Here is a 20607-nt window from a genome sequence, read left to right as displayed (position 1 = left end):
AATCGTCCTACGCCGTTTCGAGCAGGACCGGTATCAATTCGGGCACTGCCGCAGGCTCCGGCTGAAAGAAGAACGCACGTTCGCCAAACGCTGGCCGCAACTCATCGAACCAGGTCGCGTTCGGATCAAAGCGCGCATAGAACGTGCGCAATACCCATTGCGGGTCCCGAGCCTGGAGAAACTGCAGCACGAAGACTTTTTCCCCGGCCACGGTCTCGATGCCGTTGATCAATACCTTGCCGTAGAAGGTGCTCATGGACGGCCCGCGCACGGTGCGCGCCAGCCCGGACACCGTGCGGTAAGCCGCCTGGAAGATCTCGAACGCCCGCGCCAGCGGCATCGCAAAGTAGTGGCTGGGCCCGGTATCGCGCTCGACGAACATGTAATAAGGCACCGCTCCCAGCCGCACGCCTTCAGTCCACAATTCGGCCCAATCGCCGGGGTTCTCGTTGATGTGGCGGATCACCGGCGCCTGCATGCGCAACGTCGCGCCGGTGGAACGAATGCGTTCGACAGCCTGCCGGGCAATGTCCTGGCGAATCTCGACCGGGTGGTTGTAGTGCCCCATGACCGACAGGTTTTTCCCGGCAGCAACGATGCGCCTAAACAGATCCAACAGTTCCGGCGCATCCTTGTCGCTGACAAACCGCTGCGGCCAATACGCCACGGACTTGGTGCCGATGCGGATGCTTTTGAGGTGCGGCAGCGCCAGCAGCGGCTCGATGTAACCGGCCAGCGAACGGGTGTTCATGATCATCGGATCGCCACCGGTGATCAGCACATCCGTCACCTCAGTGTGCACCCGCAGGTAATTCACCAGCTCCTGGGACTCACGCGCGTTGAACTTGAGCTCTTCTTCGCCGATGAACTGCGCCCAGCGGAAACAGAACGTGCAGTAGGCGTGACACGTCTGACCGGCACCGGGGAAAAACAGCACGGTCTCGCGGTACTTGTGCTGAATGCCCGGCAGGACTTTTCCGTCGAGGGTCGCGCCGTTGTGCGTCAGCTGCCCGGCCGGATGCGGGTTCATGCGCAACCAGATCGCCTCGATCCGTCGCTTGATGGCGACGGCATCATCCCGTTCGATCAGTTGCTTGAGCGACGCGTATTCGTCCGGCAGCAGCATGTCCTTGTGGGGAAAGGTCATGCGAAAAATCGGATCGTCCGGAATGTTGTTCCAGTCGATCAACGTGCCCAGCACATATTCATTGGTGCGAAACGGCATGACCCTGGCCACCACGTTCATGGCTTCCTGCAACGCTGGCGTCAGTTTCTGCCAGTACGGCGTGTCGCGAATGGTGCGTGAGTTGTAGGGTTTGTATCTTTCCAGCTCCGACGGTCCCTGCATGGCAGCGCTCCTGGTGATTGCCTGGCGTTAGTTACTGGATGGCCGGCGCTGCGCGCTCTATGTCCATCCATGCCCGAACGCTGTCGCGATCCCACTGCCGACGCACATAGGCCGCGAGCCGCTGAGGAACGCGGTCGCCATTGGCGAGCAGTCGGTTGAGCATGATTGCCAGGTCGGTGTCGGCAATGCTCCAGTCACCGAACAGGTGATCGGCCCCCTCCTCCAGCAACCGATCCGCGACGAAGAACAGCCTTGCGACAGCGGCCTGGGCTTCGTCCGACAACGGGGTTTCTTTCTTGCCGAAGTAAATGAGGTCCGCCGGGCGCTCTTTGCGAATCACCAACAAATCACTGCGCAACCAGGCCTGGAGTTGACGGGCGCGAGCGCGCTGTTTGATGTCGAGCGGGAACAGTTTTTTATGCCCCGGCGCTATCTCTTCCAGGTATTCGGCAATGGCCGAAGATTCCGACAGTGCAAAACCATCGTGAACCAGCGTGGGAATCTTGCAGGTCAGCGATACATCACGATAACTCGCCAGGTAGTTATCACGCGCCTTTAAATCAACCTTAACAAGTTCAAACGAAAGTTGCTTTTCTTTCAGCGCTACAAATGCCGACATTGCAAAAGCACTGACAAAATCTGCGCCAACATACAGTTTCAGCTTCGTACTATCCATAGAACGCTCCCTTGCACTAACCACAATAATCCGTTGCATTGGAATCGATCGTAGTTAGTTGCTCAGGTGCTGAACAGATACAGAAATTATCTGTTTCTACGGATACAGAAAGTCAAAACAGCCATGGCCTGCCTAGGTAGCAGAAATGAAAAAGGGAGCCTGCGCATGCGGACTCCCTTGTGGGCAAAACGGGAAGATTGAGCGTGTCAGACCGTGGCGTCTGCAGCATTGGAGAGCAACGCCATCTGGGGCATGTTGCTCATGTTCAGCATGGCCAGCGGCTCAGTGACGCTGGTGTTGACGAAGCCGTGCCGGGTCCAGGCCGGTACCAGCAACACGTCGCCGGGGCTGATGTTCACTGCATCGGCATCGCCCAGGGTCAAGGTGCCGCTGCCGGACTGAATGATGAACAGGTGCCACCACGAATGGGCATGACCGTTCAGTTCGGTGCCGGGGTTCAACCATTGCATCGACACCGCCATCCCTGGCGTCAACTTGCAACCTTCGCTGCTGTCATGGTGAGCCAGCGCGACAATATCGACCTCGCTGGCCGCAAGGCTCTGGCGCATATCGGTAAGTTCATCGCCCTTCCACACCCGTGCACTCACCGGTGGACGGGTTAAACTCTGGCGAAAGTCCTTATATGAAAAAAAACCACCTTGAATGTTATTCATCCGTAAACACCGAGTTATGAGCGACTTAAGTGACCAGACACTAGGCGAACAATTGATCACTGTAAAGCCACTGCACTAACACTCACAAAACCGAAGGTCGAAGCGCCACAATCATGTCAACTTCTACGGCGGCATTTTTCGGTAACTGATAAACGCCGACAGTGGTTCGAGTATGTTTGCCCGCATCGCCCAGCACATGACTGAAGACATCCGATGCACCGTTGGCAACTTCGCTGAGGTCAACAAAGTCCGCCGTGGACTTCACGTAAACCGTGATACGTATCAGCGACTTTATTTTGTCCAGCGAGCCGATGGCATCAACGATCAAGGCCAGCCCGCGCATGGCGCTGATACTGGCGGCTGCTTGTGCATCGGCCAGGCTGAGCTCCAGCCCTACCCTGCCGGGGTAGCGGATTTCGCCGGTCATGCGCGGTACCAGGCCGCTGAGATAGAGCTCATCGTGATGCCGAATCAGCGGCGCGTAATGACCACCCGCGGTGTTTTCGCCGTAGATGTCATAGTCCAGCTCTTTCGCCAGGGCTATAAAGCGCTCATCACAGGTCATTTTTTGCTCGATCATTGAAACAATCCTCTCAACTCAAAAATACCAAAACGCAGGTCCGGGAGACTTAACCCGCGGCTCTCGCCGGGGCCGCCAGGCTTGTGACCTCGACACGTGATTCGATCGCGTCAGCCAGGCGCAGCAGGTTGTCGCTGAGCTGTGCGTAGTCTTCGCTGAACAACACGATGTGGCCGATAAACGAAGTGTTGTCCTTCACCAGTGCGGTGACCGAATCACTGAGGCGTTTGGTGTAAACGGCTTCTACCAGCTCGATGTTCAGGTCCCGGGCCAGGGACTCGATGTCCGGCACGTAGCGCAGCAGTCCGCCGGCCGGCGCCCGGACTAGGCGGATGCCGCAATAGCCCCGAGCGACGGGATCGCGCGGGTCGGTCTTGCCTTCCACCGCCCACCTGACCCAGCGCTCCCATGGATCGAAATCGACGAACGCCAGGCGGGCCAGATCCCAGATGTGCATGCCGCCGGGGCGCATGTTGGTTTCCACCGCCGACGTCAGGCCGTCGCTGCGCAGGAACACCTCGTTGTGGTACGCGCCGTTAACCTGCGAGACCAACCCGGACATGTGCCGACCGGCAGCCGCCAGTCGGGCTTGCACGTCTGCCGCCAGCGGTGCCGGCACCACTTGCTGGATTTCTGCGCGATAGGCGCCTTCGGTGGTGGTTTTCTCCGTGACCCACGTGCTGCCCGCAACGTAATCCCAGCTGTATTCCCGGGCGTTCTGAATCAGTTCTTCAAGGACGATGCCGCCCTCGCGATACGGCTTGAGTGCCTGCCACGCCTCGTCGCATTCGGACGGATGATGGATGACCCGGCAGCCCCTGCTTGCGCCTTCGCAGGCCGGTTTGATGAAGGCTTTGCCGCCCAGCTCGACGACCCGCTGACGCAGCTCGGCGAGGGTTTCGATGCGCACGGAAAACACCGGACGATAATCTTCCGGCGAACGCTCGGCCGCCGCTTCCAGCTTGCGAAAGATTTGTTTGTCCAACCCCGCACGCGCCTCGGCCGGGGTGATGCCGGGCAAGCCGTAATGACTCGCCAGCGCCGCGCCGAGCAGCACGCCACGGTCGGAAAACGGCAGCACGCCGATCAGTTTCCAGTGATCGGCACTCAAGCAACCCGCCACCAGTTCCAGGGATTCGGTGACGTCTTCCGGCGCCAGCGACGTGCTGCAGACGTGATCGGCCACCTGGTCGTCATCGGGCTGAATCTTCTCGACCAGCAGGATCAACCGGGCGTTGTAGAGCGTTTTGCAGAGTTCGCGCAGTTTCTGGATGTCGTGAACCCGATTGCCGTTGTACCCGACCACCACTACGCATGACGTCGTATTCATGAAGCCTCCGACCTGTGGAGTAAAAAACGCAAACGCGGTGACTCAGTCGTGCAGCGACGCGTTGGATCTACGGTTGAGCCAGTACCAGGCGAGGATGCCTCCCGCGCCGATGGCAGCCAGTACCAGGGCGCTATAGGGCGGCGGCATGACCCGCATGATCAGCACCGTCAGGCCGGCACCGACACCCAGGGACACTTCCTTGACGAACATGTTGTTTTGTTTGACGGAGAAGTAATCGAGGTAGCTGAACGCACACTCGGCGATGGACAGCAGCGCGACCCAGATCAACGCGCCCACGAGGGTTTCGACGTGGAATGCACCCGGCGACGAGAGCACCGCGAAGCCGCCGATGATGATCCCGATGACAGCGACCACTTTGAAGCGGCCGGTGCGCTCGATCAGCTTCATCACCGGCACCTGGGCAAAGACCACCACGGCGCTGTTGAGGATCAGCATCAGGCCATACCAGGCCGGCAGTTCGCCGGTTTCGAGCAGGATTGCCTGGGGCAGGATCGAGAACACGCCAAACAGCTTGATGCCCATGATGATGCCGGCGATCACCCATGGCAGTTTGTTGCGCCAGCCGCTGCCGTCATGAGTGACCGGGCTGGCAACCACCGGTTGGGAGGTGAAGGTCGCGCCCATGGCGATGGGCAGGCACAGCAGGACGAAACCCGCCGCGCCGAGGAAAAACAGGGTCGGGGTCAGCAGCGGCGAGAGCAGGATCAGCCCCGCTACCAGACTGCCCATGTTCATGGCGACGCGGTTGTAGGCCGCGCCCTCCTTGGTCTGGGCGGCTTCGCTCTTGATCAGGTAACCGGCAATCGCGATGCCGTAGGCGAACAGCGCGGCGGCGAACATCACCATGCCCTGGTTGCTGGTGACCGCCAGCAACACCAGCCCGAGGGCGGCGCACAATAACGTGACGCTCAGGGAGCGGCGGCCAAGCACTAATAACGTCAGCGGCAGCAGCAACAGCAACGCCCGATAACCGAGGGCGAGGATGCTGTTGGTGGCGGTGTCGAGCCAGACGTTGGCCTTGCCCAGCACGGCAAACAGCGACACGGCGGTGATGATCCGGATCGTGAACAGGCGAATATTGATCACCGGTTTAGCGACGGCGACCGTTGTTTGAACACTCATGCAACACCTCTGGAACCAGCGATTGTTCAGGCGTTCAGCGCGAACAATCAGGAAAGTCTGTAAGGTGATGGTAGAGAGAGTCGCTTGTTTTCATCAGAGCAAGTTCGTATAGAATCAAACGAACTTTACTGCCGGAGAGACCAGTAAAATGCAGGTTCAGCGTGCAGTGATCGCCGCCATCGAGTTCCAGCCGGGTGTGCCGCTGGTCCAGCAGATTGTCGATCAATTGTCGGTAGCGATCAGCCAGGGCGGGCTGCCTCACGGCTCGCGGCTGCCGCCGATTCGCGAACTTTCCGAGTTGATGAACGTGGGCAAGTCCACCGTGGTGGATGCGCTGGACCGCTTGCGCGCCAAGGGTCTGGTGGTTTCACGCCAGGGGTCGGGGCATTACGTGCACCGCTCCAGCGCCACGCTCAAGACCGATGCCGGCCCGGACCTGCAACCTCAAGACACCCTCAGCGTGGTCCGCCGCGCGGTGCTGCAGGACAACGGCTCGCTGCGCCCCGGTGCGGGTTTTCTGCCGTCCTCGTGGCTACCGGCGGACGAATTGCTCAAAGCCGTGCGCGGTACCCTGCGCGCAACGTCCCTGCGCATGGGCGAATACGGCGTCGCCGCCGGTTACCTGCCGCTGCGCGAAGCGTTGCGGGTCAAACTGGCGACCCTGGGTATCGAAGTGCCGGTGGACCAGATCATCACCACGGCCAACACCGTGCAGGCCATCGACATGCTGATGCGCCTGCTGGTCAAACCCGGCGACACGGTGCTGCTCGACGATCCGTGTTACTTCACCATGCACACCAACCTGGCCCTGCATGGCGCCCGGGTCATCACCATCCCCCGTGGCGCGGACGGCATGGACCTGGACGCCTTCGAGCAATTGCTGATTGTCCATCGGCCCGTGCTCTACATGACCAATAACACCCTGCACAATCCGACCGGACACTCGTTCTCCCCGGCGCAGGTCTATCGCTTGCTGGAGCTGAGCCACCGTTACGGTTTTCACATCCTCGAAGACGATTTGTATTGCGACATGCAGCAACGAACGACGCCGCGCCTGGCAGCGGGCGGGCTGGACAATGTCAGTTACGTCTCCGGTTTCTCCAAGACCCTGACGGCGAACAGTCGGGTCAGCTATGCCGTACTTTCGCCGCAACTGGCGGCACGGATGGTCACCCTGAAAATGGCCTGCGGTGGCATGACGTCGGAACTGGCGGAGCAGATTATCTGCACGATGCTCAGTGACGGCAGCTACGCCAAACACACCCGGCGCACGGTGGATCGGCTTTACGAGGCGAGCAGTCGGGTGAGCAGTTGGCTGATGGAAGCCGGTTGCTCGGTGTCATCGCTGCCCCATGAAGGGTTGTTTATCTGGACGCGATTGCCCGAAGGGCATCATGCCGAAACGCTGGCGAGGAAAGGCCTGGACATCGACCTGGTGCTCGCGCCCGGCACGCTGCTCAGCAAAGCACCGGATGCCAGTCACTTCCTGCGTTTCAACGTGGCGCACAGTGACAACGTTCAGGTGCGGGAGCGGTTCTTTCGGTTGCTAGACACACCAAGTAAGTAACTGACCACCACCGTCCTGTAGGAGCGAGCGGTGCGGCGACCCGACTTGCCCGCGAAGAACGATAACGCGGTCTGGCTTATACACCGCGTTATCGTTCTTCGCGGGCAAGCCTCGCTCCTACAGGGGTCTGTATGTGGTGCAACGCCGATCTATTGTAGGAGCAAGCTTGCTCGCGATGCAGGCAACTCGGTCCACCAGAATACGGGCAATAAAAAACCCCGCTCCTTCTCTCAAAGGGCGGGGTTTTTCTTTACAGCATCCGACGCTTAAGGCGCGTACGTCAGCAACAGCTCGGTCGGCACTTTGAAGTCCAGGGACATCATCACGCTCAACGCGGTAATGGTGAAGATCGAGAACACGAACAGCTTGCGTGCCCAGACCGTGTCATCCACTGCCTTGTAGCCGGTCCAGGCCATGTACAACCAGTACATGCCCATGGCCGCGGCGACGGCGAGGTAGCTCATGCCGGCATAGCCGCTGAAGGTCAGCATCAAGGTCGCCACGAGGAAGGCCAGGATGTAGATCAGGATGTGCTTCTTGGCCACTTGAATCCCGCGCTTCACTGGCAGCACCGGAATCGATGCGGCCAGGTAATCGTTGAAGCGGAAGATCGCGATGGCGTAGGAATGCGGCATCTGCCACAGGCTGAACATCACCAGCAGCGTCAGTGCTGCCATGTCGAAGGTGTTGCTCACCGCGACATAGCCGATCACCGGCGGCATCGCGCCCGACAGACTGCCCACCAGCGTGCCGTGAACCGACTTGCGCTTGAGGTACAGGCTGTAGAAGCCGACGTAGATGACGAAGCCGATCACGGCGAACAGCGCAGCCAACGGATTGGCCACCTTGTACAGCAACGCAACGCCGGCAACACCCAGGACGGTCGCGAAGGCCAGGGCCAGTTTCAGGGAAACAAAACCCTGCACCAGCGCCCGGTTCTTGGTGCGTTCCATCTTGATGTCGATGTCGCGGTCGATGCAGTTGTTGAACACGCAACCGGATGCCACCACCAGGGACGTGCCGATCATGGCGGCCAGGAAGATGGCCAGATCGACATGCCCTTTCGAGGCCAGGAAAAATCCGCCTGCCACTGAAAGCACGTTACCGAAAATGATCCCCGGTTTGGTGATTTGGATAAAGTGCTTCAAGGACATCCGGATTTACCTCAGTGCGCCATCATGTTGGTGTGGATGCTGAACATGATCCACAGCGACAGGCCAACCAGCAGGACGATCACGATCGCGGCGAACACAAACGCAATCACGTTGTTACGCTGCGCGGCCGAACGGTCCAGGTGGAGGAAGTACACCAGGTGCACCAGCACCTGGATCACTGCGAAGGCCAGTACGATCCACAGGGTCAAGGCTTTCGGCAGCGATGGGTACATCACCAGGCCGAAAGGAATGACTGTCAGGATGACCGACAGGATGAAACCGATAGCGTAGGACTTGACGCTGCCGTGGCCGGCGTCGTGGCTATCGTGGGAATGAGCGTTAGCCATTTACATAGTCCCCATCAGATAAACAACGGTGAATACGCAGATCCACACCACGTCCAGGAAGTGCCAGAACAGGCTCAGGCAGCTCAGACGGGTCTTGTTGGTCGCCGTCAGGCCGTTTTTCTGCACCTGGTACATCATGATCGCCATCCAGATCAGACCGCTGGTCACGTGCAGACCGTGGGTGCCGACCAGGGTGAAGAACCCGGACAGGAAGCCGCTGCGGCTAGGACCGAAGCCCTCGGAGATCAACACGTGGAACTCGTTGATTTCCATGCCGATGAAGCCGGCGCCGAACAGGAAGGTCATGGCCAGCCAGCCCAGGACCTGGTTCTTCTTGCCCTTGAACAACGCCAGCATGGCGAAGCCGTAGGTGATCGAACTGAACAGCAGCAGAGCGGTTTCGCCCAGCACGTATGGCAGTTCGAAGATGTCGTGGCCCGACGGGCCACCCGCTACGTTGTTAACCAGTACCGCGTACGCCGCGAAGATCGATGCAAACAGGATGCAGTCGGTCATCAGGTAGAGCCAGAAACCGAATACGGTCATCTCGCCCGAGTCGTGGTGATGGTCATCGTGCCCATGTCCATCGACATGGGTGTGTCCAGCATTGGTCACTAAGTTCGACATGGTTTAAGCCTGTTCCAACGAGGTTTCAACACGGGTGGCGGTGGCTGGAACTTTCCCGGCCGCTACCAGACGCTTGTGCTGCTCGGCTTCGATGCGCTCGATCACGTCGACCGGCACCATATAGCCTTGATCATCACGTGCAGCGTGGATCACGAAGTACACCACGGTGCCGATCAGGCCGAATGCAGCCAACCACCAGATGTGCCAGATCATCGCGAAACCGAACACGGTCAACAGAGCACCCATGACCACACCGGTCGCGGTGTTGTTTGGCATGTGGATCGGTTCGTACTTGGCCGGAGCCTTGTACGCAGTACCGTTTTCCTTGGCTTCGGTGAACGGATCGATGGTTTCTGCTTTTGGCAGGACCGCGAAGTTGTAGAACGGTGGTGGCGACGAGGTCGACCATTCCAGAGTGTGTGCATTCCACGGGTCGCCGTGTTCGCACATGTTTTCTGGCTTGTTGCGATCACGCACGCTGACGTACAGCTGAATCAGCTGGCAAGCGATGCCGACGGCAATCATCACCGCACCGAACATGGCGACGTACAGGTACGGCACCCACTCAGGGTTGGTGGTGGCGTTCAGACGACGGGTCATGCCCATGAAGCCCAGTACATAGAGCGGCATGAACGCGACGAAGAAGCCGGTGATCCAGAACCAGAACGCTGCCTTGCCCCAACCTTCGTGCAGCTTGAAGCCGAACGCTTTAGGGAAGTAGAAGCCGAAGCCTGCGATGTAACCGAATACCGCGCCGCCGATGATCACGTTGTGGAAGTGCGCGATCACGAACAGGCTGTTGTGCAGAACGAAGTCGGCACCCGGAATGGCCAGCAGTACGCCGGTCATGCCGCCGATGGCGAAGGTCACCATGAAGCCCAGGGTCCACAGAACCTGGCTGGTGAAACGCAGACGGCCCTGGTAGATGGTGAACAGCCAGTTGAATAGCTTCACCCCCGTCGGGATCGAAATCAGCATCGTCGCCAGACCGAAGAAGGCGTTGACGCTGGCACCCGAACCCATGGTGAAGAAGTGGTGCAGCCAGACCATGAAGCCCAGGATCGAGATCGCGCCCGAGGCGTAGATCATCGAGTGGTGGCCGAACAGACGTTTGCCGGAGAAGGTCGAGATGACTTCGGAGAAGATCCCGAACGCCGGCAGAATCAGGATGTAAACCTCGGGGTGACCCCAGGCCCAGAACAGGTTGACGTACATCATCGGATTGCCACCAAGTTCATTGGTGAAAATGTGGAAATCCATGTAACGGTCAAGCGTCAGCAGTGCCAGGGTAGCGGTCAGGATCGGGAACGAAGCCACGATCAGGACGTTGGCCCAGGTGCAGGTCCAGGTGAAGATCGGCATGTCCATCAGCTTCATGCCAGGGGTACGCATTTTCAGCACGGTCGCCAGGAAGTTAACCCCGGTTAGCGTCGTACCCAGACCCGATAGCTGTAGCGCCCAGATGTAGTAATCCATCCCCACGCCAGGGCTGTATTGCAGGCCCGACAGCGGTGGATAGGCAACCCAGCCGGTCTTGGCGAATTCGCCGACGCCCAGGGACAGGTTGATCAGCACTACGCCGGATACCAGCAACCAGAAGCTCAGGGAGTTCAGGAACGGGTAGGCAACGTCACGCGCGCCGATCTGCAGCGGCACTGCAAGGTTCATCAGGCCGGTGAAGAATGGCATCGCCATGAAGATGATCATGATCACACCGTGAGCGGTGAAGATCTGGTCATAGTGTTCAGGCGGCAGGTAGCCAGGGGAACCCTCGGTGGCCATGGCCAGCTGGGTACGCATCATGATGGCGTCGGCAAAACCGCGCAGCAGCATGACCATGGCGACGATGATGTACATCACGCCGATTTTCTTGTGGTCGACCGACGTCAGCCACTCGGTCCACAAGTAAGTCCACTTCTTGAAGTAGGTGATTGCAGCGAACAGCGCCAGACCACCGAGCGCGATCATGGCGATGGTCACCATCACGATCGGCTCGTGGAACGGGACCGCTTCCCAACTTAATTTACCAAACATCGTTTACTCCTCTGCCCCGGCAGCTGAATGCGAACTCATGTCCATCCCTTCCATGGCGGCCACTTCGTGCTCTTTCTTCTCGTGGTGCATCGGCTTGCCTGGTTTCATGCCTTCGTACTTGTCGACGATGATCTGGAACAGGTTCGGCGTGACCGAGGAGTAGAGCTCGACTGGGTTGTTCTGGCTTGGCTTGGAAAGGGCTTCGTATTCAGCTTTTTCAAGCTGTTTAGGTGCCTTTTTGACTTCGCTGACCCAGGCGTCGAAATCTTCCTGGGAAGTGGCGATAGCTTTGAACTTCATGCCGGTGAAACCCGCGCCGCTGTAGTTGGCGGAGATACCGTCCATTTCAGCGTTCTGGTTGGCGATCAGGTGCAGTTTGGTCTGCATGCCGGCCATCGCGTAGATCTGGCCGCCCAGCGCCGGGATGAAGAACGAGTTCATCACGGAGTCCGAAGTCACCTTGAAGTTGATCGGCGTGTGCGCCGGGAACACGATCTTGTTGACGGTGGCGATGCCTTGCTCCGGATAGATGAACATCCACTTCCAGTCCAGCGCGACCACTTCAATGGTGATTGGCTTGACGTCGGAGACCAGCGGCTTGTAAGGGTCCAGTGCGTGGGTCGACTTGTAAGTGACATAACCCAGGGCAATGATGATCAGCACTGGAACAGCCCACACCGCGATTTCGATCTTGGTGGAGTGCGACCACTTCGGCGTGTACACGGCGTCGGTGTTGGACGCGCGGTATTTCCAGGCGAACAGGAAGGTCATGACGATGACCGGAACCACGACCAACAGCATCAGCAGCGTTGCGGTGATGATCAGGTTTCGCTCGTCCAGGCCAACCTGGCCCTTGGGATCGAGCAAGGTCATGTTGCAGCCTGACAGCAACAACGTGCCGATCAGCGGCAATAAGCCTAGTAGTCTGGGGTACCTGTTTTTACTCATCTCACGACCTCTAAAGCAGCTTGCGCAATGCAGTTGGGTTTTGATCGCCAACACTTCACCCTGCCAAGGGTTGGCATTTTCTTGGATTGAATAAGGGCCGCCCGTCGCGCGTCAGACGCTGCTCGACAATTCCTGGGCAAGCGGTGAGTTCTTATTCGAATTCGTGGTCAAAGGCCTTGTTACAGACCAATTCCATTTGGTGCGGATAGTTGGAAGGCACCGACACCAGAGGAGTCGCATGAAGCCATCCGGCCCCTCGACGTCCTATTGCTGCTCAAGCACCTGAAGCAGGGTGAGCAGTGCCGGGAATTCAGTGCGGGCGATTGTAGATATGTAACGATTCATAAACCATGTCTCATCCCGAAATAATTTTTATCCATTCCAGCAACAATCATTAACGGTTTTCGCAAAAGTGCGGCATCTTATCGAAATTCATTCTCAACAAAAACACCAAAATAAGTAGGGCTACCACGCGCAGTTCAGACAGTATCGAAAGCTCTGCCTCTGCCCTCTACCCTGCCTAAGCCCCCATGTGACAAGGGCTCTGGCAATTTGCCAAGGCCTGTTAAAACTGCCTGTTCCAGGTTGAGAGCGCCAAAGCCTGCTGCGAAATCAGAAGGCCATTTTCATTGCGTCTACGCATACCAATCCGACACGCTGAAACGCCTTGCGACACTCGCGCTGTGACAACATGTCGCACATGCGCCGCACCCGTTCTTGTCGCGCATCAAGGTCTTTTTACCCGCACCCTGAATGGCAAAACGCCCCGGCTCTCTCAACGAGGGCCGGGGCGTTTTCATGTGTTGCGCAGCGATACCGCGAATGACCTCAGCGCAGTGCCTTGCGGTTGCGCGAAGTGAGCAATGGCACCAGCACCACCACCAGGACAAAGGCGATCAACGCCCACTGTGCCAGCGACAGACCGAGGATCGGCGGGTACGGCGTGGAGCAGAAACCGTCGACCTGGAAGCCCAGCGGGAAGATCTTCGCCAGCGGCAGGCCATCGACTATCGGTTGCAACACATCGATGCCGCAGCTGACCGCCGGATAGAACTGGGTATAGACGTGATGCCCGGCTACGCCGACGCCTGCCAGGGCGCAGATCACCACCAGGGTTTCAAACACCGTGATGCTGCGGCGGGTGCGCATTGCCGCGCCGATGAACGCGAAGATCGCGATCAGCAACAAGGCATAACGTTGCAGGATGCACAGCGGGCATGGCGCCTCGCCCAGCACAATCTGCATGTACAGCGCGCCGCCAATCAGCGCCAGACAGATGATGCCCAGCAACACCAGGTAGCGCCGCTCACGGCCCAACCGCATCGTTTCCTCGCTCATTGCGTTTCCCTTCTAGATATCGATTGACCGGAAGTCTACACGCTGGCCCGGACCTTGGAGAGCCCGGGGCGTGTGGAATAGATGTCGGGGAATAAACGACAGGGCGGTTAAGAAGGGATTAAAAATCCAGCACTTTCTTGAATTTGATTAAGCCAAAAGCTTCGCGAGCAAGCCCGCTCCCACAGGGGATTTTTGCAGTACACAACATTTGTGTTCGCGCAGATCTACTGTGGGAGCGGGCTTGCTCGCGAAAGCGTTCGATCAGTCGCCGTAGATATCAGACTTGAAGTACTTCTCGGAAATCTTCTGGTACTCGCCGCTGGCGCGAATACCGTCGATGGCCGTGTTCAGTTGGCTGACCAATTCGGTGTTGCCCTTGCGCACGGCAATCCCGGCGCCCTCGCCTACGTATTTCGGATCCTTGAGCTCTGGCCCGACGAAGGCGTAACCCTTGCCGCGCGGCATCGACAGGAAGTCATTCAGCGGGATGGTGTCGGCGAAAATGGCGTCGAGGCGACCGGCCGCCAGGTCCATGTAGATCTCTTCGTTGTTGCCGTAACGCTTGACAGTGATGCCCTTGGGTTCAAACACCTCGGTGGCATAACGGTCCGTGGTGGTCGCACGTTGCACGCCGACGGTCTTGCCTTTGAGGCTGGCGTACTGATCATCCACCACCGCGCCTTCCTTCATTACCAGGCGCGATGAGGTGAAGTAGTACTTGTGGGTGAAGTCCACCGACTTCTTGCGGTCTTCGTTGATGGTCATGGACGACAGCGCCATGTCGATTTTCTTCACTTTCAGGGAAGGAATCAGACCGTCGAACTCACCTTCGACCCAGACGCACTTGACCTGCATCTGCGCGCAGAGGGCATTGCCGATGTCGTAGTCGAAACCGACGATTTCACCTTTGTCGGTTTTCGACGCGAACGGTGGGTAAGCCGCCTCGATGCCGATGCGCAGGGTTTTCTCGGCGGCAAACAGAGTGCTGCACGCCAACAGGCTCAAGGCCAGACCGGTGATGAGGGGGAATTTCTTCATGTTCGTTCTCTCGCGGGTTGTTGTTGGTTTGGCAAGACAGAAGAAAGAGCAGAAACAGGGGCACGCCTTTTTTGTACTTATAATTCCATACTGGACTTTTATGTATGAACCGTCAATTGGGGGGAACGCGGATGTGCCGGCCGGTGGTCGGGCGGTGAGTCAGGAAGGTATTGGGTGATGCAGATGGCCTCTTCGCGGGCAAGCCTCGCTCCTACAGGGATTTGTGTCGTTCACATAATATGCGTATGACACAAATCCCTGTAGGAGCGAGCGGTGCGACGATTCGACTTGCCCGCGAAGGCGTACTCAAAGGCGCCGCAGGACTTACTGCTTCCAGCGATCCGCCGCCGCATGATCACTGTCACGCCCTTCCACCCAACGCGCGCCTTCACAGGTGTTCTCTTTTTTCCAGAACGGTGCGCGGGTTTTCAGGTAGTCCATGACAAAGGCGCAGGCATCGAACGCGGCCTGGCGGTGGGCGCTGGCGGCGCCGACGAAGACGATCGGCTCACCCGGTTCCAGGGCGCCGATGCGGTGCAGCACTTCCAGCTTGAGCAACGGCCAGCGTTGTTCGGCCTCGATGGCGATCTTGCCGAGGGCCTTTTCGGTCATGCCCGGATAGTGCTCCAGGAACATCCCGGCCACGTCGAGCCCGTCATTGAAGTCGCGCACGTAACCGACAAAACTCACCACCGCACCGACGCCGACATTGGCGGCGTGCATGGCGTTGACTTCCGCCCCCGGATCGAACGCCGTGGACTGCACGCGAATCGCCATGGTTCAGCCCCCGGTCACGGTCGGAAAGAACGCCACTTCATCGCCATCACTTACCGGCTCGTCGAGTTGGCAGAGGTCTTCGTTGCGGGCGCACATCAGGTTCTGCTCGCTCAACACATCGGCACCGTCACGCTTGGCCAGCAGCGCGCGAACGTCATCGACGGTGGCGAAATCACCTTCAACTTTCACTGAGTCAACGCCCAGTGCTTCTCTATAACGAGCGAAAAACTTCACGGTGAGGTTCATGACTGATCCGCCTGGTAATGACCGCTCTTGCCCCCGAGTTTCTCCAGCAAACGCACGCTCTCGATGGTCATGCCACGATCCACGGCCTTGCACATGTCATAAATCGTCAGCGCCGCGACACTGGCTGCGGTCAGCGCTTCCATTTCGACACCGGTCTGCCCGGACAACTTGCAGCTCGCGACGATGCGCACGGTGTCCTCGCCTTCGGCACTCAGTTCGACCTTGACGCCGGTGAGCAGCAACGGATGGCACAGAGGAATCAGATCGCTGGTTTTTTTCGCAGCCTGAATGCCGGCGATGCGCGCCACGGCGAACACATCACCCTTGGGGTGACCGCCGCTGACGATCATTTGCAGGGTTTCGGGCAGCATGCGCACCCGCGCTTGAGCGGTGGCTTCACGGAACGTTACGTCTTTTTCAGTGACGTCGACCATGTTGGCGCGACCTTGGGAATCGAGATGAGTCAGCACAGGGTTACTCCTGATCAAGAGCCCCGATTGTAAACCCGTGGGTCAATCTTCCGCACGTTTGATTGCAAGCTCGCCCAAATCCCCTGTGGGAGCGGGCTTGCTCGCGAAGGCGGTGTAACAGTCTCTATCTATGGCGACTGACACACCGCCTTCGCGAGCAAGCCCGCTCCCACAGGGGGATTTATGTTGGGCATAAAAAACCGGGCGACCCGCGAGGGCCGCCCGGTTTGGGTGAAGGGTTACAGATGCGATTCGGCGTATTCGGCCAGAATCGAACGAGGCACCCCTTGCAGGGTGATGTGCACACCGTTGGGGAAATCCTTGAAACGTTCAGTCAGGTAGGTCAGCCCGGAGCTGGTCGCGGACAGGTAAGGAGTGTCGATCTGCGCCAGGTTACCCAGGCACACCACTTTGGAACCGGCGCCGGCACGGGTGATGATGGTTTTCATCTGGTGCGGCGTGAGGTTCTGGCATTCGTCGATCAAAATCAGGCTCTGCTGGAAGCTGCGACCCCGGATGTAGTTGAGGGATTTGAACTGCAACGGCACTTTGCTGAGGATGTAATCAACGCTGCCATGGGTGTTTTCGTCATCCATGTGCAAGGCTTCGAGGTTGTCGGTGATGGCACCCAGCCACGGCTCCATTTTTTCCGCTTCGGTGCCGGGCAGGAAACCGATCTCCTGGTCCAGGCCCTGCACGCTGCGCGTCGCGATGATCCGGCGGTAGCGTTTGCTGACCATGGTCTGCTCGATCGCCGCCGCCAGTGCCAGGATGGTTTTGCCGGAACCGGCCGCACCCGACAGGTTGACCAGGTGAATATCCGGATCGAGCAAGGCGTACAGCGCCAGGCTCTGATAGATGTCACGCGGTTTCAGGCCCCAGGCTTCCTGGTGCAACAGGGGTTCCTGATGCAGGTCGAGAATCAGCAGCTTGTCTTCGTCGATCTCCTTGATCCAGCCGACAAAGCCCTGCTCGTCAATGATGAACTCGTTGATGTGAACGGCCGGCAGGTTGTCGGTCAGCTTCACCTGGTGCCAGGTGCGGCCGTGGTCCTGGCGGGTTTCGACATTACTCACGCGATCCCAGAAGGACCCGTCCATGTTGTGATAACCATTGGGCAGCAACGAAACGTCGTCAACCAGTTGGTCAGTGCTGTAGTCCTCGGCCGCGATCCCGCAGGCACGGGCCTTGAGGCGCATGTTGATGTCTTTGGTGACCAACACCACGGGCAGCTTTGGCGCGCGCGCGTGCAGGTCGATCAACTGGTTGATGATGATGTTGTCGTTCAGGTGCTCGGGAAGAATGATGTTCGGTTCGGCACGTTTGCTCATCAGAATTGACAGCAAACCCTTGGGCCCACTTTTGCCACGCTGGATCGGCACCCCCAGCTCAACGTCTTCAGGGCTGGCTTCGCCCAGGGTCTTGTCGATCAGGCGAATCGCCTGACGACATTCCGCAGCCACGCTGTGATGCCCGCTCTTGAGCTTGTCCAGCTCCTCAAGCACGGTCATCGGAATCGCGACGTGGTGTTCTTCGAAGTTCAGCAGGGCGTTTGGATCGTGAATCAATACGTTGGTATCGAGTACATAAAGGATTGGCTGGTTGGAGGAAGAACTACGTCCGTGATCATCCATACTCGGTCACCTTTGTGGGAGCCATTCGACGCAATACCTTGGCGGTGCTGCGCCTCGAAGTGACTGCCGAATTCACCTGCGGGGACTCAAGTGAACTGCATCCATAGCTGGGTCTTGGGAGACGCCACCTGTGTTGCAGGTTTCGGCGGTCTGTCTTCGTAATACTCCAAAACATGTGACAGAAAAAAGCACTTTGACGCTTTTTTGAAGTTTATTTTTCAGAGTGACGAATAGCCCTTGGCCTGCAGGCAATGTGCCGTTAAAGTCGGAAGTCCGCCTGCACTGATTTTCCCTCCAAAATCGCCTTTCCCCCAATGTTTACGGGCTTTACCGCTTTCAGCGAAACGCATCCTGACAATCTTCCCAACCGATCCCGCTGAGCGCCGTTTGCGTCACAAGCCAGGGCATCGCCGTTTTCACGCCGTCCTGTTTAATGTTGAAGTTGATCACCCCATGCCGCCACAACAGCATCAGGGTCAGCACGCGCTGCGCGCTCTGATTGGCCTTGAGTTTGCCGGCGCCGTCCTGGGCATCGATGTCCCAGAGCGCCACTTGCAGGCCCTGGGATCTGAAGAAGCCTTGCGCGTCTGAACGGCGCTGGCCATCGGGCGGGCGAAACAACGGCACGTAGTTCTCCGGCAATTTGCTTTTGACCAGTTCGGCGCTGCGCCGCACCGAGTCCTGCCAGTCCTGCCAATAGCTGTGGGAGCGAAACTCCCAGCCTTGCACGCCGATGCACTGCGCCGAGTAAGTGGCCTGCAGGTTGGCGACGGAACGATCGCTCAGACGCGCCTGAATGTCCTTGCCAAGGACGAAAAACGTGCCCGTCATGTTGGCCTTGCGCAGGTACTCGGTGACCCACGCCGTGTTGTCCGGCGCGGCATTGGCGGCGCTGTCGAAGGTCAACAGGAACAGCCGGTCATGCATCTGCTCGCCGTTGCGCTCGTAATCGCCAAAACGATCGATTTCGCTGCTGGTTTGCGGAAACAGCGCAGCCTTGCGCAATTGCTCGTCGAGGTACTGCGCATGGAACAGTCGGCTCGGCTCGGACCACTTGATGTAGTAGCTGTCGGCGCTGACCTGAAACTTGGCGGCTTGCTGACGCAAGGTGGCCATGTCCTCCACCAGATAACACCAGGAAGCGTCCTGGTCACAACTCTGCTGGGCGAAGTTGTAGTTGGTCAGCAGTCGTTGCCACATGCGCTGGCGCAGATGGTTGACCGAATCCGAATTGATCGTGCGCAGGCCCAGGCGCTGGGCCAGGCTTGCGTCATCCAGCGATTCGCTGGCCAGCAGCACGCGCGCGAACATCAGAATCTCTGCCCGCGAGGCGACATCGAACAGCGTCGGGTTGCTGAGCTGTTCAGGCCAGGTGCTGCGATCGAGCGTCGCCACATCGCCCGGCGCCGCCAAGGCACCGAAACTCAACAGCCACGCCGTAAAAAGAAAAACGATACGCAATGGGATGTCTCCAAAACAAAACCCGCGCGGCACTATAGCTGATCCCGCCCTGGCCACGTTCCCCTGTAGGAGCGAGGCTTGCCCGCGAAGGCGGTGTGTCAGTTGGCATCATCGGTAACTGACACACCGCTTTCGCGGGCAAGCCTCGCTCCTACAGGGGATCGTGGCCACCGATCATCACCTATGGACTTGATAGCTGGAGTCAACACGGACAACCCCCTAGAATCGCCCCACGATTAAAGGAGACGACTTCATGCTGATGGTGATTTCCCCCGCCAAGACCCTCGATTACGAAACACCGCCGGCCACCCAGCGCTTTACCCAGCCGCAATACCTCGACCATTCCCAGGAGCTGATCCTGCAATTGCGCGACCTGACGCCGGCGCAGATCAGCGAGCTGATGCATGTCTCCGACAAGATCGGCGGGCTCAACGCCGCGCGTTTCGGCAGCTGGACGCCGGCGTTCACGCCTGAAAACGCCAAACAGGCCCTGCTGGCGTTCAAGGGTGACGTTTATACCGGTCTCAACGCGCAAACCTTCAGCGAAGCCGATTTCGATTACGCCCAGCAGCATCTGCGCATGCTGTCCGGCCTGTATGGCCTGTTGCGTCCACTGGACCTGATGCAACCGTACCGTCTGGAAATGGGCACCAAATTGCCCAACGCCCGTGGCAAGGACCTGTATGCCTTCTGGGGCACGCGCATCAGCGAATGGTTGAACGAAGCCCTGGCCGATCAGGGCGATGATGTACTGCTGAACCTGGCGTCCAACGAGTATTTCTCGGCGGTCAAACGCAGCGCCCTGAATGCCCGCATCATCAATACCGAGTTCAAGGACCTGAAAAACGGCCAGTACAAGATCATCAGCTTCTACGCGAAAAAGGCCCGGGGCATGATGAGCCGCTTCGTCATCGAAGAACGCATCAACGACCCCGCCGCACTCAAGCAGTTTGACGTTCAGGGCTATCGGTACAGTGCCGAGCAGTCGAAACCGGACAACCTGGTGTTCCTGCGCGATCACGCCCCCGAGTAAATGCACCCGGGCGGTGCACGACCGCAAAAGCGTCGTGCACCGCCTTCAAATCGTCAAACAATCCCCCGCCTTTTTCGCCAGTTATTTGGCGCCATTTTTCAAGCAATCAAAATCCTAACTTTAGTTTCACTCGACTTTCGTGATTTTTTTCAGTAGTGGCACTTAAAAAAATTATCAGTAGT

General features: G+C 58.5%; 20 protein-coding genes. 2 read left to right on the top strand and 18 right to left on the bottom strand.

The annotated features are described in order from the left end of the window. Nucleotides 1-7: 7 nt before the first annotated feature. From ACM6IO_RS18290 to ACM6IO_RS18265, 6 genes are all read right to left on the bottom strand, one after another. On the bottom strand, nucleotides 8-1348 hold the full coding sequence (locus ACM6IO_RS18290; RefSeq protein WP_008045171.1) for a KamA family radical SAM protein: 1341 nt from the start codon (nucleotides 1346-1348) through the stop codon (nucleotides 8-10). A 31-nt stretch (nucleotides 1349-1379) separates the two neighbouring features. Beyond that, nucleotides 1380-2024, bottom strand: a complete 645-nt coding sequence (gene yfcF / locus ACM6IO_RS18285; protein WP_008025411.1) for a glutathione transferase — start codon at nucleotides 2022-2024, stop codon at nucleotides 1380-1382. Nucleotides 2025-2230: 206 nt separating this feature from the next. After that, nucleotides 2231-2698: a cupin domain-containing protein gene (locus tag ACM6IO_RS18280; RefSeq protein ID WP_226298635.1), complete on the bottom strand. Its 468-nt coding sequence runs from the start codon at nucleotides 2696-2698 to the stop codon at nucleotides 2231-2233. A gap of 82 nt (nucleotides 2699-2780) precedes the next feature. Beyond that, nucleotides 2781-3278 (bottom strand): RidA family protein, encoded by a 498-nt coding sequence (locus ACM6IO_RS18275; RefSeq protein ID WP_008025407.1) that lies wholly within the window; start codon nucleotides 3276-3278, stop codon nucleotides 2781-2783. Nucleotides 3279-3327: 49 nt separating this feature from the next. After that, nucleotides 3328-4608, bottom strand: coding sequence for a biotin carboxylase (locus tag ACM6IO_RS18270; protein ID WP_414911988.1), 1281 nt, complete (start codon nucleotides 4606-4608; stop codon nucleotides 3328-3330). 42 nt (nucleotides 4609-4650) lie between these two features. Further along, on the bottom strand, nucleotides 4651-5751 hold the full coding sequence (locus ACM6IO_RS18265; protein WP_008043746.1) for a hypothetical protein: 1101 nt from the start codon (nucleotides 5749-5751) through the stop codon (nucleotides 4651-4653). A 148-nt stretch (nucleotides 5752-5899) separates the two neighbouring features. Here ACM6IO_RS18265 and ACM6IO_RS18260 point away from each other — a divergent pair, with 148 nt between their 5' ends. Continuing rightward, on the top strand, nucleotides 5900-7318 hold the full coding sequence (locus ACM6IO_RS18260) for a PLP-dependent aminotransferase family protein (RefSeq protein ID WP_008025402.1): 1419 nt from the start codon (nucleotides 5900-5902) through the stop codon (nucleotides 7316-7318). A gap of 266 nt (nucleotides 7319-7584) precedes the next feature. On the opposite strand, the gene cyoE is transcribed toward ACM6IO_RS18260, so the two are convergent. The 12 genes from cyoE to ACM6IO_RS18200 all read right to left on the bottom strand — a co-directional run bounded on the left by cyoE (nucleotide 7585) and on the right by ACM6IO_RS18200 (nucleotide 19392). Then, complete coding sequence (cyoE, locus tag ACM6IO_RS18255; protein ID WP_008025400.1) at nucleotides 7585-8472, bottom strand: heme o synthase; 888 nt, start codon at nucleotides 8470-8472, stop codon at nucleotides 7585-7587. Nucleotides 8473-8483: 11 nt separating this feature from the next. After that, complete coding sequence (cyoD, locus tag ACM6IO_RS18250; RefSeq protein ID WP_008025399.1) at nucleotides 8484-8819, bottom strand: cytochrome o ubiquinol oxidase subunit IV; 336 nt, start codon at nucleotides 8817-8819, stop codon at nucleotides 8484-8486. After that, nucleotides 8820-9446 (bottom strand): cytochrome o ubiquinol oxidase subunit III, encoded by a 627-nt coding sequence (locus ACM6IO_RS18245; RefSeq protein ID WP_008044529.1) that lies wholly within the window; start codon nucleotides 9444-9446, stop codon nucleotides 8820-8822. A gap of 3 nt (nucleotides 9447-9449) precedes the next feature. Beyond that, nucleotides 9450-11480, bottom strand: coding sequence for a cytochrome o ubiquinol oxidase subunit I (gene cyoB / locus ACM6IO_RS18240; RefSeq protein ID WP_008025397.1), 2031 nt, complete (start codon nucleotides 11478-11480; stop codon nucleotides 9450-9452). Nucleotides 11481-11483: 3 nt separating this feature from the next. Next, complete coding sequence (gene cyoA / locus ACM6IO_RS18235) at nucleotides 11484-12428, bottom strand: ubiquinol oxidase subunit II (RefSeq protein WP_008025394.1); 945 nt, start codon at nucleotides 12426-12428, stop codon at nucleotides 11484-11486. Nucleotides 12429-13256: 828 nt separating this feature from the next. Then, nucleotides 13257-13766 carry a disulfide bond formation protein B gene (locus ACM6IO_RS18230; protein ID WP_032828589.1) on the bottom strand — a complete coding sequence of 170 codons (510 nt, stop codon included), beginning with the start codon at nucleotides 13764-13766 and terminating at the stop codon, nucleotides 13257-13259. Between the two features lie 261 nt (nucleotides 13767-14027). Beyond that, nucleotides 14028-14804 (bottom strand): ABC transporter substrate-binding protein, encoded by a 777-nt coding sequence (locus ACM6IO_RS18225; RefSeq protein ID WP_008044528.1) that lies wholly within the window; start codon nucleotides 14802-14804, stop codon nucleotides 14028-14030. A 324-nt stretch (nucleotides 14805-15128) separates the two neighbouring features. Then, nucleotides 15129-15581: a molybdopterin synthase catalytic subunit MoaE gene (gene moaE, locus ACM6IO_RS18220; RefSeq protein ID WP_414911987.1), complete on the bottom strand. Its 453-nt coding sequence runs from the start codon at nucleotides 15579-15581 to the stop codon at nucleotides 15129-15131. Between the two features lie 3 nt (nucleotides 15582-15584). Then, entirely contained in the window at nucleotides 15585-15827 is a 243-nt protein-coding gene (gene moaD / locus ACM6IO_RS18215) for a molybdopterin converting factor subunit 1 (protein WP_008025385.1), read from the bottom strand. Next, nucleotides 15824-16297, bottom strand: a complete 474-nt coding sequence (moaC, locus tag ACM6IO_RS18210) for a cyclic pyranopterin monophosphate synthase MoaC (RefSeq protein WP_414911986.1) — start codon at nucleotides 16295-16297, stop codon at nucleotides 15824-15826. Before moaC ends, moaD begins: the two co-directional genes overlap by 4 nt. Nucleotides 16298-16536: 239 nt before the next feature. Continuing rightward, entirely contained in the window at nucleotides 16537-17931 is a 1395-nt protein-coding gene (locus tag ACM6IO_RS18205) for a PhoH family protein (RefSeq protein WP_008025381.1), read from the bottom strand. A 336-nt stretch (nucleotides 17932-18267) separates the two neighbouring features. Continuing rightward, nucleotides 18268-19392, bottom strand: coding sequence for a polysaccharide deacetylase family protein (locus ACM6IO_RS18200; protein WP_414911985.1), 1125 nt, complete (start codon nucleotides 19390-19392; stop codon nucleotides 18268-18270). 253 nt (nucleotides 19393-19645) lie between these two features. Here ACM6IO_RS18200 and yaaA point away from each other — a divergent pair, with 253 nt between their 5' ends. Beyond that, a complete protein-coding gene (gene yaaA, locus ACM6IO_RS18195) occupies nucleotides 19646-20425 on the top strand; it encodes a peroxide stress protein YaaA (RefSeq protein ID WP_008025377.1) in 780 nt (259 codons plus the stop codon). Nucleotides 20426-20607: the final 182 nt, after the last annotated feature.

Origin of the sequence: Pseudomonas sp. IT-P44, assembly GCF_949768225.1 — a bacterium.
GTDB lineage: Bacteria > Pseudomonadota > Gammaproteobacteria > Pseudomonadales > Pseudomonadaceae > Aquipseudomonas > Aquipseudomonas migulae.
This window is presented reverse-complemented; position numbering and strand designations above follow the sequence as displayed.

What these genes read in the sequence shown, in the direction of transcription:
- cyoE (WP_008025400.1), bottom strand. Translation starts at nt 8,472, where the DNA reads ATGTCCTTGAAGCACTTTATCCAAATCACCAAACCGGGGATCATTTTC.
- yaaA (WP_008025377.1), top strand. Translation starts at nt 19,646, where the DNA reads ATGCTGATGGTGATTTCCCCCGCCAAGACCCTCGATTACGAAACACCG.
- ACM6IO_RS18275 (WP_008025407.1), bottom strand. Translation starts at nt 3,278, where the DNA reads ATGATCGAGCAAAAAATGACCTGTGATGAGCGCTTTATAGCCCTGGCG.
- cyoB (WP_008025397.1), bottom strand. Translation starts at nt 11,480, where the DNA reads ATGTTTGGTAAATTAAGTTGGGAAGCGGTCCCGTTCCACGAGCCGATC.
- ACM6IO_RS18225 (WP_008044528.1), bottom strand. Translation starts at nt 14,804, where the DNA reads ATGAAGAAATTCCCCCTCATCACCGGTCTGGCCTTGAGCCTGTTGGCG.
- ACM6IO_RS18245 (WP_008044529.1), bottom strand. Translation starts at nt 9,446, where the DNA reads ATGTCGAACTTAGTGACCAATGCTGGACACACCCATGTCGATGGACAT.
- ACM6IO_RS18265 (WP_008043746.1), bottom strand. Translation starts at nt 5,751, where the DNA reads ATGAGTGTTCAAACAACGGTCGCCGTCGCTAAACCGGTGATCAATATT.
- moaD (WP_008025385.1), bottom strand. Translation starts at nt 15,827, where the DNA reads ATGAACCTCACCGTGAAGTTTTTCGCTCGTTATAGAGAAGCACTGGGC.
- ACM6IO_RS18260 (WP_008025402.1), top strand. Translation starts at nt 5,900, where the DNA reads ATGCAGGTTCAGCGTGCAGTGATCGCCGCCATCGAGTTCCAGCCGGGT.
- ACM6IO_RS18270 (WP_414911988.1), bottom strand. Translation starts at nt 4,608, where the DNA reads ATGAATACGACGTCATGCGTAGTGGTGGTCGGGTACAACGGCAATCGG.
- ACM6IO_RS18230 (WP_032828589.1), bottom strand. Translation starts at nt 13,766, where the DNA reads ATGAGCGAGGAAACGATGCGGTTGGGCCGTGAGCGGCGCTACCTGGTG.
- ACM6IO_RS18290 (WP_008045171.1), bottom strand. Translation starts at nt 1,348, where the DNA reads ATGCAGGGACCGTCGGAGCTGGAAAGATACAAACCCTACAACTCACGC.
- ACM6IO_RS18280 (WP_226298635.1), bottom strand. Translation starts at nt 2,698, where the DNA reads ATGAATAACATTCAAGGTGGTTTTTTTTCATATAAGGACTTTCGCCAG.
- moaE (WP_414911987.1), bottom strand. Translation starts at nt 15,581, where the DNA reads ATGGCGATTCGCGTGCAGTCCACGGCGTTCGATCCGGGGGCGGAAGTC.
- cyoD (WP_008025399.1), bottom strand. Translation starts at nt 8,819, where the DNA reads ATGGCTAACGCTCATTCCCACGATAGCCACGACGCCGGCCACGGCAGC.
- ACM6IO_RS18205 (WP_008025381.1), bottom strand. Translation starts at nt 17,931, where the DNA reads ATGGATGATCACGGACGTAGTTCTTCCTCCAACCAGCCAATCCTTTAT.
- yfcF (WP_008025411.1), bottom strand. Translation starts at nt 2,024, where the DNA reads ATGGATAGTACGAAGCTGAAACTGTATGTTGGCGCAGATTTTGTCAGT.
- cyoA (WP_008025394.1), bottom strand. Translation starts at nt 12,428, where the DNA reads ATGAGTAAAAACAGGTACCCCAGACTACTAGGCTTATTGCCGCTGATC.